17 protein-coding genes and 1 rRNA gene are annotated in these 14,104 nt (G+C 45.7%); 13 read left to right on the top strand and 5 right to left on the bottom strand.

Annotated features, from left to right (window positions below):
• Positions 1–658: 658 nt before the first annotated feature.
• Both G6R11_RS00090 and yihA read right to left on the bottom strand, forming a co-directional pair.
• Positions 659–1,729 (bottom strand): glycoside hydrolase family 43 protein, encoded by a 1,071-nt coding sequence (locus G6R11_RS00090; protein WP_205472503.1) that lies wholly within the window; start codon positions 1,727–1,729, stop codon positions 659–661.
• 256 nt (positions 1,730–1,985) lie between these two features.
• Entirely contained in the window at positions 1,986–2,621 is a 636-nt protein-coding gene (yihA, locus tag G6R11_RS00085; protein ID WP_370525636.1) for a ribosome biogenesis GTP-binding protein YihA/YsxC, read from the bottom strand.
• A 137-nt stretch (positions 2,622–2,758) separates the two neighbouring features.
• Between yihA and G6R11_RS00080 the strand changes: the two genes are divergently transcribed.
• The 5 genes from G6R11_RS00080 (at position 2,759) to hemN (ending at position 6,494) form a co-directional block, all read left to right on the top strand.
• Entirely contained in the window at positions 2,759–3,376 is a 618-nt protein-coding gene (locus G6R11_RS00080) for a cytochrome c (RefSeq protein WP_163130112.1), read from the top strand.
• A gap of 109 nt (positions 3,377–3,485) precedes the next feature.
• Positions 3,486–4,130 carry a class I SAM-dependent methyltransferase gene (locus G6R11_RS00075; RefSeq protein ID WP_163130110.1) on the top strand — a complete coding sequence of 215 codons (645 nt, stop codon included), beginning with the start codon at positions 3,486–3,488 and terminating at the stop codon, positions 4,128–4,130.
• Positions 4,123–4,656 (top strand): Der GTPase-activating protein YihI, encoded by a 534-nt coding sequence (yihI, locus tag G6R11_RS00070; protein ID WP_163130108.1) that lies wholly within the window; start codon positions 4,123–4,125, stop codon positions 4,654–4,656. The genes G6R11_RS00075 and yihI overlap by 8 nt, the downstream gene beginning before the upstream one ends.
• A gap of 5 nt (positions 4,657–4,661) precedes the next feature.
• Positions 4,662–5,108 (top strand): DUF2489 domain-containing protein, encoded by a 447-nt coding sequence (locus G6R11_RS00065; RefSeq protein ID WP_163130106.1) that lies wholly within the window; start codon positions 4,662–4,664, stop codon positions 5,106–5,108.
• Between the two features lie 12 nt (positions 5,109–5,120).
• Positions 5,121–6,494 (top strand): oxygen-independent coproporphyrinogen III oxidase, encoded by a 1,374-nt coding sequence (hemN, locus tag G6R11_RS00060; protein WP_163130104.1) that lies wholly within the window; start codon positions 5,121–5,123, stop codon positions 6,492–6,494.
• A gap of 29 nt (positions 6,495–6,523) precedes the next feature.
• On the opposite strand, the gene znuA is transcribed toward hemN, so the two are convergent.
• On the bottom strand, positions 6,524–7,399 hold the full coding sequence (gene znuA / locus G6R11_RS00055) for a zinc ABC transporter substrate-binding protein ZnuA (protein ID WP_255494523.1): 876 nt from the start codon (positions 7,397–7,399) through the stop codon (positions 6,524–6,526).
• A 117-nt stretch (positions 7,400–7,516) separates the two neighbouring features.
• Here znuA and znuC point away from each other — a divergent pair, with 117 nt between their 5' ends.
• The 6 genes from znuC (at position 7,517) to aroE (ending at position 12,008) form a co-directional block, all read left to right on the top strand.
• Positions 7,517–8,266 (top strand): zinc ABC transporter ATP-binding protein ZnuC, encoded by a 750-nt coding sequence (gene znuC, locus G6R11_RS00050; RefSeq protein WP_163130100.1) that lies wholly within the window; start codon positions 7,517–7,519, stop codon positions 8,264–8,266.
• 3 nt (positions 8,267–8,269) lie between these two features.
• Entirely contained in the window at positions 8,270–9,058 is a 789-nt protein-coding gene (gene znuB / locus G6R11_RS00045; protein ID WP_163130098.1) for a zinc ABC transporter permease subunit ZnuB, read from the top strand.
• Positions 9,058–9,633, top strand: coding sequence for a Sua5/YciO/YrdC/YwlC family protein (locus G6R11_RS00040; RefSeq protein ID WP_163130096.1), 576 nt, complete (start codon positions 9,058–9,060; stop codon positions 9,631–9,633). The genes znuB and G6R11_RS00040 overlap by 1 nt, the downstream gene beginning before the upstream one ends.
• Before the next feature lie 18 nt (positions 9,634–9,651).
• Positions 9,652–10,590: an oxygen-dependent coproporphyrinogen oxidase gene (gene hemF, locus G6R11_RS00035; RefSeq protein ID WP_163130094.1), complete on the top strand. Its 939-nt coding sequence runs from the start codon at positions 9,652–9,654 to the stop codon at positions 10,588–10,590.
• Positions 10,591–10,707: 117 nt separating this feature from the next.
• Positions 10,708–11,088, top strand: a complete 381-nt coding sequence (maoP, locus tag G6R11_RS00030) for a DUF413 domain-containing protein (RefSeq protein WP_163130092.1) — start codon at positions 10,708–10,710, stop codon at positions 11,086–11,088.
• A 101-nt stretch (positions 11,089–11,189) separates the two neighbouring features.
• Positions 11,190–12,008, top strand: coding sequence for a shikimate dehydrogenase (gene aroE / locus G6R11_RS00025; RefSeq protein ID WP_163130091.1), 819 nt, complete (start codon positions 11,190–11,192; stop codon positions 12,006–12,008).
• On the opposite strand, the gene G6R11_RS00020 is transcribed toward aroE, so the two are convergent.
• The gene (locus G6R11_RS00020; RefSeq protein ID WP_163130090.1) at positions 11,998–12,444 is read right to left on the bottom strand and encodes a GNAT family N-acetyltransferase; all 447 of its coding nucleotides are present in this window, start codon (positions 12,442–12,444) and stop codon (positions 11,998–12,000) included. The two genes, aroE and G6R11_RS00020, sit on opposite strands and share 11 nt — an antisense overlap.
• Before the next feature lie 93 nt (positions 12,445–12,537).
• On the opposite strand from G6R11_RS00020, the gene G6R11_RS00015 reads away from it, so the two are divergent.
• Positions 12,538–12,798: a DUF1488 domain-containing protein gene (locus G6R11_RS00015; RefSeq protein WP_163130088.1), complete on the top strand. Its 261-nt coding sequence runs from the start codon at positions 12,538–12,540 to the stop codon at positions 12,796–12,798.
• On the opposite strand, the gene G6R11_RS00010 is transcribed toward G6R11_RS00015, so the two are convergent.
• The gene (locus tag G6R11_RS00010) at positions 12,795–13,331 is read right to left on the bottom strand and encodes a gamma carbonic anhydrase family protein (protein ID WP_163130086.1); all 537 of its coding nucleotides are present in this window, start codon (positions 13,329–13,331) and stop codon (positions 12,795–12,797) included. The two genes, G6R11_RS00015 and G6R11_RS00010, sit on opposite strands and share 4 nt — an antisense overlap.
• Positions 13,332–13,961: 630 nt before the next feature.
• Here G6R11_RS00010 and G6R11_RS00005 point away from each other — a divergent pair.
• Positions 13,962–14,104 (top strand): 16S ribosomal RNA (locus G6R11_RS00005); the annotation flags it as partial.

Genomic DNA, 14,104 nt, shown 5'->3' with positions numbered 1-14,104 from the left:
AACCTTTTCGCGTAATTTAAAAACTAATTTATACCTCTAAAGTGAAATTTCCTTACAAAAAGTGCTTTATTTTTCATCGGTGATGCTCTAGAGTAACTCTTGTAGGGTACAGAGGTAAGATGTTCTATCTTTCAGACCTTTATTTCACGTAGTTGAAAAAGGCTATTTTGCCGCCCCGATGGGTTTCCATCGGGGCGTTTTTTTGTCTTAACGCCAGTGATTTCCTAGTTCCTATCGCTTCTTCCTCTCTTCTTTATTTTATTCATGCTCCTTGTCAAAGAGGGCGCTTTAGCTCTTGTTTGTTATTTTCTGATATTTGGTTGTTAAATTACGATATTTGGGAATTTAGCATTCAAAATGGCACTGGTTATGGGTATTTGACGGTTATTTGGCTAACAATCAGCTGGCAAATGAAGGGCTCTATGAAAGAAAATTGCACATTTTTAGAAAATTTTGTGAACTAATCGATTTTCAGCGAGTCATAATTAGTGCAATTGGAATAGTGCTTTCAGTTTTTAAGAATTTCTTTTCTTACATGCCTCATCGGACGATGGGGCTTTTTTTTGCCTGTTGTTTAGTGCTTGAAAGGTGTTTGCTGAAGCTCTAGCTATAAAAAACGCCACTTTAAAGTGGCGCTTGGATTTAGTTAATTGCCTGCTTACTCGTAGTAAGGCTTAATCAGTTCAATCTTGCCGTTATCGTCAATGTTTAGCTCAGCCATCTTAATACTGCGTAAGTGGGTTTGGCCGGCCGACAAAGTGCTGTCGTGGTAGAACAAGAACCACTTATCTTGGTACTTCACAATTGAATGGTGAGTGGTCCAACCCAATACAGGCTCTAAGATTACGCCTTCGTAGCGGAAAGGCCCATAAGGCGAGTCACTGCTTGCGTAAGCAATCTTGTGGGTATCGCCAGTAGAGTATGAGAAGTAGTAGCGACCGTTGTGCTTATGCATCCACGGGCCCTCAAAATAACGGCGCTCGTTGTCGCCAGCAAGCAGCACATCGCCATTTTCATCGACAATTTCAATTTCTTTCGGCGTTTCAGCAAACTCCAGCATGTCGTCGGTCATTTTAGCCACTAAGGGTTTTAGTGCTGGTTGGTCGTCGGCTGGGAATTGCTCATCACCAAACTCGCCGTTACGCCAGTTTTGTAATTGGCCGCCCCATAGTCCGCCAAAGTACATGTAGTGACTACCATCTTCGTCTTTAAATACCGCTGGGTCGATACTAAAGCTGCCTTTAATCGCTTCTGGTTGCGGGATAAATGGCCCTTCTGGGCGGTCACCCACAGCGACACCAATTTGGAAAATGCCGTCATAGTTACGCGCAGGGAAATATAAGTAGTACTTGCCGTCTTTTTCTGCTGCGTCAGGGGCCCACATTTGCTTCTCGGCCCATGCCACATCTTTTACATCTAAAGCATTACCATGGTCGGAAACTAAACCGTGCGGGCGGTCTAAAGAGAATACGTGGTAATCACGCATGTCAAAGTGGTCGCCGTTGTCATTTAGTGGCTGCCCATTGTCTACGTCGTGTGATGGGTAAACGTAGATTTTGCCATTGAAAACATGAGCTGATGGATCCGCCGTATACATGTGAGTGACTAAAGGGCCGCTAATCGGTTTTAGTTCACTGGCACGCGCTTTATCTGCGGAGGTTACTGCTTCTGCATCACTGATCTCGCTAGGCTCTTCTACTCTAGCCTTGGTTGCGTCATTCACGCTCATGGTGTTTCCTCATTAAGTTTTTCGCCAGTATAACGATCTCAAACTTGATAAGTTTTACGTTCTTCGGTAGCCCAATTGTAAAATCTACCCCGCAAGCACAATTTGTTATAAATCTATGATCGACTGCACAAGTAGTGTGATATTTCATGAAACCTTATGAAATAAATGATTGGCCTGATTTTATGCTGGTGGGCAGTGGCAGAGTTTGGGGGGCGTAATGAGGAGAGAGCTCGCCTCAGTGGCGAGCTTCACGCTATTACTCAGCGTCGCTTGGTGAGTTTTCTAAATGTTGGTCAAACCATCCCACAAGGGTATTTTGCAGCAAATCTAAACCTTGCTTTTTCAAAGAGGAAAAGGCTTCAACTCGAACGTTGCCACCAAGGGCTTTGGCGGTTTCGCGGCCTTTTAAAATGGCGGTTTTACGCGCGCCTTGTTTTAACTTGTCTGATTTCGTTAATAAGGCGAGAACGGGCAGTTCGCAATCTACTGCCCATTGAATTAAACCTACGTCGGTATCTTTAAAAGGGTGGCGAATATCCATTAATACCACAATACCCTTTAGGCTTTGTCTATCTTGTAGGTATTCAGACAGTGATTTTTGCCATTGTTTTTTCACTTCTTCTGGCACTTGAGCAAAGCCGTAGCCAGGTAAGTCGATCAGGCGAAAACCTTCCGATATTTCAAAAACGTTAATTAACTGGGTGCGCCCGGGTGTTTTACTGGTGCGAGCTAAACTTTTTTGCCGAGTAAGCGTATTTAAGGCGCTAGATTTACCTGCATTTGAGCGTCCGGCAAAGGCGATTTCAATCCCGCTATCCTCTGGCATCGCCTGAATATTAGGCGCGCTGGTAATGAAGTGGGTATTTTGAAAATGATATTGCGCCATGGTTATGTTGAGCTCCACAAGGAAATTAGGGTAATACATTACGTTTTTGGCAAAATTGTGTAAAATAATGCCGTTACTGGACTCGCTAAGTGTATCACGGGCACCAGTGTGTGGTTTGGAATAATACTAATAAATGGAATGTCATGAAAAAACTTACCTTAGTTTTAATGTTAATGGCGGGTGTTGCCAGTCCGGTTTGGGCAAAGGGAGATGCTGCTGCTGGAGAGCAAAAAGCTGCAACTTGTAAAGCTTGTCACAATGACCAAGGTGAAGCTGCTGGTTATCCTAAATTAGAAGGCCAACACGCAGGCTACTTGGTTAAACAGTTAAAAGAATTTAAAGCCGGTGCTACTAGCGGCGGTAAAGAAGGGCGCAACAACGCCGTAATGGGTGGTATGGCTATGCCATTGTCTGAGCAAGACATGGAAGATTTGGCTGCCTATTATTCTGGCCAAGCAATGAGCCCAAATACAACTGCCCCAGAATATGTTGAAGCTGGTCAAAAGCTTTATATGGGTGGTGATTTAGAGCGCGGTATTGCGGCTTGTACTGCTTGTCATGGCCCACGTGGTGTTGGCCAAAGTTTAGCTGGCTTCCCGCGAGTTTCTTCGCAGTATGCGGGTTACATTAAGTCGCAGTTAGAAATGTTCCGTAGTGGTGAGCGTGCTAACGACTTAAACGGCATGATGCAAGATGTTGCTGCCAAACTAAGCGACAAAGATATCGAGATATTATCGCAGTACTTAGGTGGCTTACACTAAGATTTATCTGGGCAGCGCCCGCTGCCCAGCTGTTTTTGATTTATTATTCGCCATCTTAGTTCTAAGTGTTACACTTGCGCCCCTAAAAAATACGGCAAGGTGTTGATTGGTGAAATGTCCACTCTGTAGTGCCACATCATCCAGTGATTTTTATCGCAATAAACGTTGTCAGTATTGGCATTGTTCAGAATGTGATTTGATCTTTGTTGACCCTAAGGATGTGCTTAGTGCTGAAGCTGAAAAAGCTCAATATGACTTGCACAATAATGACCCGCAAGACCAAGGCTATTTAGACTTTTTAACAAGGCTAAGTGAGCCAGTTATTGGCAAACTTGCAGAGCCGGTTATTGGTTTAGATTTTGGTTGTGGTCCAGGCCCCGCGCTATGCAATTTGTTGGCGCAAGCAGGGCATCAGTTACTGAACTATGATCCAATATACCACCCTGATAAGCAGCTCTTAAATGAGACTTATCGCTTGGTAACCAGCAGCGAAGTGGTGGAACATTTTAACCATCCTGCTCAGGCTTGGCAGCAGTTAATCGCTTTAGTGGCCGAGCAGGGTTTATTGGCCGTAATGACTAAGCGCCATTGGGGAACCGAGGTGTTTCCGCAATGGCATTATAAGAATGATCCTACCCATGTAGCGTTTTACAGCGATAAAACCTTTGCTTGGTTAGCCAATCATTATCAGATGAGATTGGAGATAGTTGGCCCCGACGTGGCGCTATTTCACAGAGGTAAACAAGATGTCTAGAAAAAAGAATCGTAAAGGCGGACTGATTGGGGTACGTAAAGACCCTGACTTTAAAGCTAAACGTGTTACTGCGCCTGACCGTAAAAAAATTGGTAAGGGAAAAGCCTCTGGCAGTCGTCAGCAAGAAGCTGAACTGGTGCAGCAGCAAGCCGCTAATGCCCAGCAAAAAGACCCGCGTCACGGCAGTAAAGAACCAGTAGTACTTGGTGTTGCCAAGCCTGCAGCTAAACCAGCGGCTAAGCCGGCTAAAGCTAAAGAGAAAGCCAAAGTAGAACTGACTCCAGAGAAAGAACTGGCCATGTTAGAAGCGGATACTCGCCTGGAAAGTCTTATCGATGTTTTAGATGAGGGCGGAGACATCAGCAAGCAAGAGCAACAGTGGGTGGATAAGCAACTTGCGCGTCACGCAGAGCTACTGGCCGAATTAGGTTTGTCGGAAGAAGCCGAAGAAGCAGAAGCCTTAGATGACGATGAGCAATTATGGCGTTCACTAAACAGCTCTTCATTGGACCAATATAAGGATTAATCGAGATGTTTTGGTTAGCCCTTGCCGCCGTTGTTATTGTTTCCGCCTTAGCCATTTATGCGGCCTTATTAGTTGGTCGCTTAATGGGACAACGTAAAGTGATTAAAAATGCGGTGGCCAAGCGAAATGAAAACTTGGTGACCGACATTCGTTATATAGCCAAAGCCATGCAGGAAGATCGTTGTGGCTTGTCGGAAGGTGTGATCCGTATCAGCAATTTGCTGATTGCTTTACAAACTCCACAGCTAATTGATTGGGCACAGCGCTATCCGTCGATTTTTCAGTTATATAATGCGGTAAAAGAACTACCCACTCATGAGGCGCGCAACAAACTGCCTTTGCAGCAGCGGATGCGCCAAGATCTGCAGCGTGAAACAGAAGAAAAAGCCTTAGAGAAACAAATATTAGAAGAAGCCGAAGCACTGGCACAGCTCAGTGCTAGCGTGCTCTAGGAGAAAACTCAAATGTCAGTATCAATGGTGGATTGGGATCAGCAACTTATCGAGAAGTATAGCTACTCGGGCCCTCGCTACACCTCCTATCCTACGGCACTAGAGTTCAATGAAGACTTCGGCGAGCCTCAGTTTACTGAGGCCAGCACTAAATTTCCTGAGCGAGATTTATCGCTGTATGTACACATCCCGTTTTGCCATAAACTTTGTTATTACTGCGGCTGTAATAAGGTGATTACCCGCCATCAGCATAAAGCCGATATTTACCTCGATTACTTAGAGCAAGAAATTCAGCTGCAAGCGCCGCGCTTTAAACAGCGCAAAGTAAGCCAAATGCATTGGGGTGGCGGAACGCCTACTTACCTAGAGCCAGAGCAGCTTAAGCGCTTAACCAGTAAGCTGTTTAGCCAATTTGAGTTTGCCGACAATGCCGAAGTAAGCATTGAGGTGGACCCGCGAGAAATCGAGCTTTCTACGATTAACTTATTAGCCGAGTTGGGCTTTAATCGTTTAAGCCTTGGGGTGCAAGACTTTAACAAACAAGTACAACAAGCGGTGAATCGCGAGCAAGACGAAGACTTTATCTTTGCCTTGGTAGAACGCGCTAAACAGGTTGGCTTTAACTCGGTAAACATCGATTTGATTTATGGTTTACCTCATCAAAGCCGTGCCAGCTTTAAGCAAACCTTAAGTCGGGTGCTTGACTTAGACCCTGATCGTTTATCGGTATTTAATTATGCTCACCTACCGAGTCGTTTTGCTGCTCAGCGTAAAATTGACGAATCAGCCATGCCGACTAGCGATGAGCGCTTAGGTATTTTGCGTGACAGTATCGAGTTTCTAACCACCCATGGTTATCAGTTTATTGGCATGGACCATTTTGCCAAGCCTGATGATGAACTGGCGATTGCGCAAAGCAAAGGCGAGTTGCACCGTAACTTCCAGGGTTATACCACCCAAGGCGAAGCCGATTTGTTAGGTTTGGGGGTTTCTTCTATTTCTATGCTAGGTGATGCTTACAGCCAAAATCAGAAAGATTTGAAAACCTACTATGGGCAAATAGACCAGTTGGGTCACGCTCAATGGAAGGGCATTGCACTTAATCAAGATGATTTGATTCGCCGAGAGTTGATTAAAACCCTGATCTGTAATTTCCAATTAAGCTTTAAAGACATCGAGCAGCAGTTTGAACTAGATTTTCAAGACTACTTTGCCGAAGATCTGCAATTGCTTAAGCCTTTTGTGGAAGATCGTCTAGTGAGCTTGAGTGACAGTGACTTGCAAGTAACCAATAAAGGGCGCTTGCTGATTCGCAACATTTGCATGTGTTTTGACGTGTACTTTAGAAACCAAGCGCGGCGTCAGCAGTTTTCACGAGTGATATAAAAAAGCGGAGCTTAGGCTCCGCTTTTTTGTTAGTGACTTAAACACTCGTAGTATGAATCTGCCAGTTCATGTAAGAGCTCGAAGTAGCCATTTTTGTCGTTGCTAATATTGATGCCAAGAGGGTCTAGCATGCTAATTTTAGCACCGCTATGCTGGCTAATACTGTCTAACAAGGCGCCATCAAACTGCGGCTCGGCGAAGATACACTTGGCTTTTCCTTGCTCTAGTTGTTGGCGAATATGAAGCAAGCTCTTTGCGCCCGGGCGGCGTTGTGGGTTAATAGTAAATTCACCTAAACGGTTTAAGCCAAACTCACGTTCAAAATAGCTATAGCCATCATGAAATACAAAGTAGCCCTTAGTTTGCACAGGCTTAAGCTGCTGACTAATCTCACTTACTGTTTGCTCTAGGCGCTGTTTAAACGCTACCAACTGTTGTTCTAACTTGGCTTTGTTTTCTGGCATCAGTTTGATTAACTGCTCAGTCATCGCGTTAGCAATTAACTTGGCTTCATTGGGACCTAACCAAACGTGCGGGTCAACGTCGTGATGATGGTCATGATCATGGTCGTGGCCTTTGTCACCATCGATCAAATCAAGCCCCGGTATGTCTAATAAGGCTAATTGCGTCGCAGTGGTTTGGCTAAGTGGTTTGTTAAGGAAAGGCTCTAATTCATCGCCTACCCAAAATACCAGCTCAGCACTGCGCAGCGCTCGCACGTCAGAGGGACGCAAAGCATAGTCGTGCGGCGATACATTGGGGCTTACTAAGTAATCAACTTCGATCTCACCCTCGCTAAGGCTGCTAATAATCAGCTGCAAAGGTTTAATACTTACTTGAATGTTTGAGCTAGTGGCCCAGCTTGGCATAGCTATCAAAGTTAGAACAAAAAGCAGGTTACGCATACAAGATTTTATGAGTGATTTGGTAAAATAATACGATAGTGTAACATCTAGTGTAGAATAGCGCGCCCCAGCTAAGCTCGCTTGGGTAAATCAGCTATAAATCGATAGGATACAAGATTGAGCACTTTACTTTCGCTTAACAATATTTGTGTTAGCTTCGACCAGCGTTTGGTTCTTGACCATGTCTCGTTGGAGCTTAATCGTGGTCAAATTACTACATTAATTGGCCCTAATGGTGCTGGTAAAAGCACCCTGATTAAAGTGATTTTAGGCTTAGTTTCTGCCGACTCTGGCGACATTACCCGCGCCTCTAAGTTGCGCATTGGTTATGTGCCTCAAAAAATCAGTTTAGATGAATCTCTTCCACTTACCGTAGAGCGCTTTCTTAAGTTGGCTCGCCATTCTACTAAGCGGGGTTTAAAAGAAGTGATTCGTCAGCTTAGTATCGATAGCTTATTGTCGCGACAAATAGTGCGCTTATCGGGCGGTGAAATGCAGCGCGTATTATTAGCCAGGGCATTATTAGGTGAGCCACAATTGTTAGTACTTGATGAGCCGGTGCAAGGAGTTGACATCTCTGGGCAAATTGAGCTTTACCAGCTCATCGCCGATATCGCCCAGCAAATTGGCTGTGGTGTGCTGCTGGTTTCTCATGATTTGCATTTAGTGATGGCCGGGACAGACCACGTAATTTGCTTAAATCACCATGTTTGTTGTCACGGAGAACCCGAGAGCGTGGCGCAGCACCCAGAGTTTGCCCGCCTGTTTGCGCAAAACGAACGCCAGCAGTTAGCCGTTTATACCCACCATCATGTTTGCGATGAGCATGACCACAACCACCCGCCAAGCCTAGAAGAGAAACACTAAAGCATGGATGACTTTTTAGTAAATGCCTTATTGGCAGGTTTAGGCATTGCGGTATTGGCTGGGCCCTTGGGCTCGTTTATGGTGTGGCGTCGTTTAGCCTATTTTGGCGACACCTTAGCGCACGCCTCTTTGTTAGGTGTGGCCTTAGGCCTATGGCTGCAAATAAATCCGGTAATTGCCGTGGTATTTAGCGGCGTAATGTTAGCCATTATTTTATTGTCACTGGAGCGCTATAAACAACTCGCCAGCGATACTTTGCTGGGTATTATGGCCCACTCAGCCTTGTCTTTAGGCTTAGTGGTGGTGGCACTAATGGACAATGTACGAATTGATCTAATGGCTTATTTGTTTGGCGACTTACTGGCCGTTACTCAGCAAGACTTGCTGTGGATATGGGGCGGCGGCGCAGTAGTACTTGCGCTGCTATTCAGCCAGTGGAATAAGTTATTGTCGGCCACCGTTAACGAACAAATCGCCGAGGTGGAAGGTGTCAACGTTGGCATGATGCGGGCATTACTGTTGCTGCTGCTAGCTGTGGTGATTGCTATTGCGATGAAGATAGTTGGCGCCTTAATTATTAGCTCCTTGTTACTCATTCCAGCTGCTACGGCTCGGCGCTTGAGCCGCTCACCAGAACAAATGGCTATCTTTGCCATTTTATTGGGTGCAATAGCGGTAGTATTAGGTTTGTGTTTATCTTGGTATAAAGATACCCCTGCAGGACCATCGGTGGTGGTGTGTGCCGCGCTGCAGTTTGTGTTAATCCATAGTTTAGTTAAAGTGCAGAAATAATGACGACCTCTTCAAACGCTTCGCTTACTCAATCTATTCATCAAGCCGCTGCTGCGCTCAAGCAAGGCTTAGTATTGGCCTATCCAACCGAAGCGGTATTTGGCTTAGGCTGTGATCCCGACCAACAAGCCGCGGTAGAACAAATCTTAAGGATTAAACGCCGTCCGGTTGAGAAAGGACTTATCTTGCTGGCTGCTACGCTCGAGCAACTATTGCCTTATATTGATTACGCTGCCTTATCTGTAGAGCAACAGCAGCTATTGGTTAGTATTCCAGAGCGCCCAACTACTTGGCTGGTGCCGGTATCCGCTGCAACGCCAAGCTGGATCAGTGGCAAGTTTGATTCAGTGGCGGTGCGTTTAACCCAGCACCCTTTAGTGACCAAGCTATGTGCCGAGTGGGGAAAACCGATAGTCTCCACTTCTGCCAATTACAGTGGTGAAACGCCAGCTGAAACTGCCGAACAAACCATGCAATTGCAAGGCGTTGATTGGGTATTAGATGGCCCCTTAGGGGCCGCTAAGCAAACCAGCCAGATTAAAGACATTTTCACCGGCGAAGTGATTCGCGCCTAGTTCGATAAGAGGAAGCTCATGCAAGAGATTAATATTGAAGCGGTACGTCAGTTTTTTCTGCAGCTGCAACAAAGCATTTGCCAGCAGCTGGAGCAACAAGATGGTGGCGCAAGGTTCTTGCATGATGACTGGCAGCGAGACCCGGCAGAGCACAAAGGCTTAACCGGAGAAGGACGCACTAGAGTATTAACTAATGGCCAGGTGTTTGAGCAAGCGGGGGTTAACTTCTCCCATGTTTGTGGTGAACAAATGCCAGCTTCGGCAACCGCTCAGCGACCAGAATTAGCAGGCCGTCGTTTTGAAGCAATGGGTGTATCTTTAGTTATTCACCCCAATAACCCGATGGTGCCTACGTCTCACGCCAATGTACGTTTTTTTGTGGCCGAAAAAGAAGGCGAGGAGGCCATTTGGTGGTTTGGTGGCGGCTTTGACTTAACCCCATACTACGGCTTTGATGAAGATTGCATTGCCTGGCACCAAACCGCGGCTGATTTATGCGCCCCCTTTGGTGAGGATGTCTATCCAAAATACAAAGCTTGGTGCGACCGTTATTTCTTCTTAAAACATCGCAACGAAACACGTGGTGTTGGCGGTTTGTTCTTTGACGATCTTAATCAGCCTGGTTTTGAGCAAAGCTTCGCTTTTACACAAGCTGTGGGAGAAGGCTTTTTAAACGCTTATTTACCCATTGTGGAACGCCGCAAAAAAAGCCCCTTCACCGAGCAACAAAAAGATTTTCAGCTGTATCGACGTGGCCGTTATGTTGAATTTAATTTGGTTTTCGACCGTGGCACCTTGTTTGGTTTGCAGTCGGGCGGACGTACCGAGTCAATCCTTATGTCTTTGCCGCCGTTGGTTAAATGGCGCTACAACTGGCAACCAGAAGCCGGTAGTTTAGAAGAGCGTTTATATCAACGTTATTTAGTACCGCAAGACTGGCTGCAAATCGGCCAGTAGCCACTGTAAAAAAAGCGACTTATTTTCTTGCAAGAATGTCGACTATGGATTAATTATTTTAACTGTTGGGTTTTTCACCCCTACATTTGATGATTTCTTTTTAGTTGAGTCCGAGCTATGAATGGATCGTTTTCGGCCAAACGCCGATTTGCAGATGATAAACACTTTCGCCGAGGCTTTTCTCGCAGCGGCGCCTTTACCATTAAAGAAGCCGAGTTGCTTGAGCGTTGCGGTAGCGCGTTTAAAGAACTCGACGAATCAAGCCGCGAGCCAGTGGATGACATCGAGTCGCTCTTTGTATCGGTATGCCGTGGTGATGCCGAGCCGGAGACGGCTGAGCAAAAGGTCTGGCTTAAGTACAAAAAGCTCACCGGTCGCAGAGCTTTTCATGGTTTGGTGAGTAATCCGCCTAAGTCTAGCGCTAACGAAACCGCCGCTAATAGTGATGACGACGATGTGGATGATGTCGACAGTCCAGAGCTAGACGACGAAGATTAAGCTAGCGGGAACATCTATTGGTTAATTTTTGCCTCTAGCACTTTGGCTTTTCACTAAAGCCTTGTTAAGGTGCGTTATTATTTATTTCGGTAGCGCACCTAATGGATTTATACGCAGTTTTTGGCAACCCAATTAGTCAATCAAAGTCTCCTTTCATTCACACTTTGTTTGCTCGGCAAACCCAGCAAGAGCTCAGCTATACGGCCAAAGAGCCGGCAGATGATGGTTTTGTGGAAGCGCTGGCAAATTTTTGGCAACAAGGTGGTAAAGGCTGCAATGTTACCGCGCCTTTTAAAGAACAAGCATTTAAAGCCGCTCAGCAACATACCGAACGTGCCTTATTAGCTGGCGCAGTGAATACTTTAAAGCTTACCGATGACGGGCTGATTCTTGGCGACAATACCGATGGCGCAGGTTTGGTGGCAGATTTAATTGCTAACTTTGGCGAGCTAAAAGACTTGCGCGTATTGTTGTTAGGTGCTGGCGGTGCAGCGCGCGGAGTAATTCGCCCCTTGCTTGATGAGCAAGTGAGTGAGCTGGTAATTGTTAATCGCACCGTTGCTAAAGCCGAAGCGCTTGCCGAGCGTTTTAGTGAGTTTGGTAAGATATCCAGTAGTAGTTTTGAAGACTTGTCTGGTCTGTTTGATATTGTCATTAACTCAACCTCTGCTGGGCTAAAAGGGCAGCTTCCGCCATTAAAAGCAGAGCTGATTCAAGCCAATACCTGCTGCTACGATATGACCTATTCAGCTGATGTCACTGCTTTTAATGCTTGGGCGAGTGAGCAAGGCGCTGCCAAGGTTGTTGATGGTTTAGGCATGTTGGTGGGCCAAGCCGCAGAAAGTTTTGCGGTATGGCGCGGTATTCGCCCAGGCTCTCGCCAAGTATTACGAGAGCTTCGCCGTAATCTTAGTCGTTAGCCTTAATCTGCATGGCAATATGTGGAATGTTGTCTTCTAAGTAAGGCTCACTGCAAATGCTAAAGCCTAGCGATTGGTAGAAACGCTCTAAGTAACGCTGTGCAGAAATATGGATAGTGGCGTTTGGCCACTGTTGTTGGCAGTGTTCAATGGCCTGTTGCATTAGAGCTTGGCCTAGGCCATGCCCTCGGACGCTGGCTTTAGTCACTACTCTACCAATGTGAGCGCTAAGTGGTTTGCTAGTATACAAGCGAGCGTAAGCAACCAACTCATTGTTTTGGTAGGCAAATAGATGTTCGGCATTAAGATCTTGCCCATCGGCATCTTGATAGGGGCAGTCTTGCTCGACCACAAATACCGCTTCGCGTAATGCCATTATTTGGTAGAGCTGAAGGGTATTGAGTTGACTAAAGGGTAAGCATTGCCAAGTTATCATCTAATTTTCACTTGCAGTTTGTCGGTTCCATGGCAACACTTTAAGAACAGCGTGCAGAAAAAACAACTAGTCCGTAGCTGGAGTCAGTAAATCATGAATCAAGCCATTATTATTAGCGATGATCAGCAGTGGCAAGCGGTCAATCAGTGTGTTGCGTTTAGTGCCCAGGTCATGGGAGCGCGAGTGCAGTGCGCTGTGCGTAAGTCTACTCTCGAACATCTCGTCGGTTTACCTTTAACTAACGATGACAAAATGCTCGAGGCTTACCACAGTGTGCAGTTCGACATTGAAGAGCTGCTTGAGCAGAAGCTACAACAAGAGGACTTTGACACTAACGGCGAGATAATCGTTTAAACGTTCTCGTCCAAGTACTTTTGTTTTAAGCGCACATAGTTATCTGCCGACTCACTCAAGAATGCTTTTTCTTTGTCGTTTAAAGGGCGCGCTTGTTTGACTGGGCTCCCCAAATACAAATAGCCAGACTCCAAGCGTTTATGTGGAGGCACTAAACTGCCCGCTCCAATCATCACATCATCTTCAACCACTACGCCGTCTAATACTATTGCGCCCATGCCTACCAACACTCTGTTGCCAATAGTGCAACCATGCAACATTGCTTTGTGACCAACCGTAACGTCTTCGCCGATTATTAGAGGGTAGCCATGGGGCGGATTCTCGGTTTTGCGGGTTACGTGTAGCACACTGCCATCTTGTACGTTTGAGCGCGCACCAATTTGAATGTGGTTAACATCGCCTCGAGCAGCAACCAAAGGCCAAATGCTCACGTCATCGCCAAGTTTGATCTCACCGTACAATACTGCGCTTGGGTCTACCCATACCTCTTTACCTAAAATAGGGCTAAAACCAGAAAATGACTTTACGCTCATTGTCTACTCCGTTGTAGGTTCTTATAGATAAAGCCAGCTTACGACATCCCACCACTAATACAAATAGTTGGTTAAGCTTTACTTAGTGCAATACGACTAATTAGCTAATTGTAAGATTACTTGCCATTTGGTTAGCGCTAGACTCGAAATGTTGGAAATTGAAATGGCCGTTTTAAGGCTTTATCTTCCCGAGAATAGCGCAGTTTATTGGAGTAAAGTGTGATTAATGAGCGTTTGGAGCGATTAATAACCATAAAGGCAGATATTTTAATTTTTCTGTAATAAAAGCTTGCGCTACACATTCTGATCCCTATAATGCACCTCCACTGACACGGCACGCAGCGCACTAAAGCGCAGCAAGGCTAAGTCAGGGTTGGTAAGGCCTAGGGCTTTATTAGCGGCTCAAAAACTTCTTTTTAAAATCTTTTAAAAAGCGGTTGACAGCCACAGAGGAAAGCGTAGAATGCGCACCTCGCTTCGGCAAGAAGCAACGCTCTTTAACAATTTATCAAGCAATCTGTGTGAGCACTCACAGGGCCTTAAGCGAAAAAATTAAGCTTAAGTGAACTGGAGTCTTGCACTGTAACAACAGTAATAATTTCAGTTTTTAACTTTGAGCGAAAAAACTTTTGATTGAAGAGTTTGATCATGGCTCAGATTGAACGCTGGCGGCAGGCTTAACACATGCAAGTCGAGCGGTAACAGAAAGTAGCTTGCTACTTTGCTGACGAGCGGCGGACGGGTGAGTAATGCTTGGGAATATGCCTTTACGT

This window comes from Agarivorans sp. Alg241-V36 (assembly GCF_900537085.1).
Taxonomy (GTDB): domain Bacteria; phylum Pseudomonadota; class Gammaproteobacteria; order Enterobacterales; family Celerinatantimonadaceae; genus Agarivorans.
Note: the sequence above shows the minus strand (reverse complement) of the source record. Positions and strands in the feature narration are given on the sequence as shown.

Excerpts from the sequence above, each read along its gene's own strand:
- G6R11_RS00090 (WP_205472503.1), bottom strand. The coding sequence starts at position 1,729 with ATGAGCGTGAATGACGCAACCAAGGCTAGAGTAGAAGAGCCTAGCGAG.
- G6R11_RS00080 (WP_163130112.1), top strand. The coding sequence starts at position 2,759 with ATGAAAAAACTTACCTTAGTTTTAATGTTAATGGCGGGTGTTGCCAGT.
- yihI (WP_163130108.1), top strand. The coding sequence starts at position 4,123 with ATGTCTAGAAAAAAGAATCGTAAAGGCGGACTGATTGGGGTACGTAAA.
- G6R11_RS00065 (WP_163130106.1), top strand. The coding sequence starts at position 4,662 with ATGTTTTGGTTAGCCCTTGCCGCCGTTGTTATTGTTTCCGCCTTAGCC.
- hemN (WP_163130104.1), top strand. The coding sequence starts at position 5,121 with ATGTCAGTATCAATGGTGGATTGGGATCAGCAACTTATCGAGAAGTAT.
- znuA (WP_255494523.1), bottom strand. The coding sequence starts at position 7,399 with ATGCGTAACCTGCTTTTTGTTCTAACTTTGATAGCTATGCCAAGCTGG.
- znuB (WP_163130098.1), top strand. The coding sequence starts at position 8,270 with ATGGATGACTTTTTAGTAAATGCCTTATTGGCAGGTTTAGGCATTGCG.
- G6R11_RS00040 (WP_163130096.1), top strand. The coding sequence starts at position 9,058 with ATGACGACCTCTTCAAACGCTTCGCTTACTCAATCTATTCATCAAGCC.
- hemF (WP_163130094.1), top strand. The coding sequence starts at position 9,652 with ATGCAAGAGATTAATATTGAAGCGGTACGTCAGTTTTTTCTGCAGCTG.
- maoP (WP_163130092.1), top strand. The coding sequence starts at position 10,708 with ATGAATGGATCGTTTTCGGCCAAACGCCGATTTGCAGATGATAAACAC.
- aroE (WP_163130091.1), top strand. The coding sequence starts at position 11,190 with ATGGATTTATACGCAGTTTTTGGCAACCCAATTAGTCAATCAAAGTCT.
- G6R11_RS00020 (WP_163130090.1), bottom strand. The coding sequence starts at position 12,444 with ATGATAACTTGGCAATGCTTACCCTTTAGTCAACTCAATACCCTTCAG.
- G6R11_RS00015 (WP_163130088.1), top strand. The coding sequence starts at position 12,538 with ATGAATCAAGCCATTATTATTAGCGATGATCAGCAGTGGCAAGCGGTC.
- G6R11_RS00010 (WP_163130086.1), bottom strand. The coding sequence starts at position 13,331 with ATGAGCGTAAAGTCATTTTCTGGTTTTAGCCCTATTTTAGGTAAAGAG.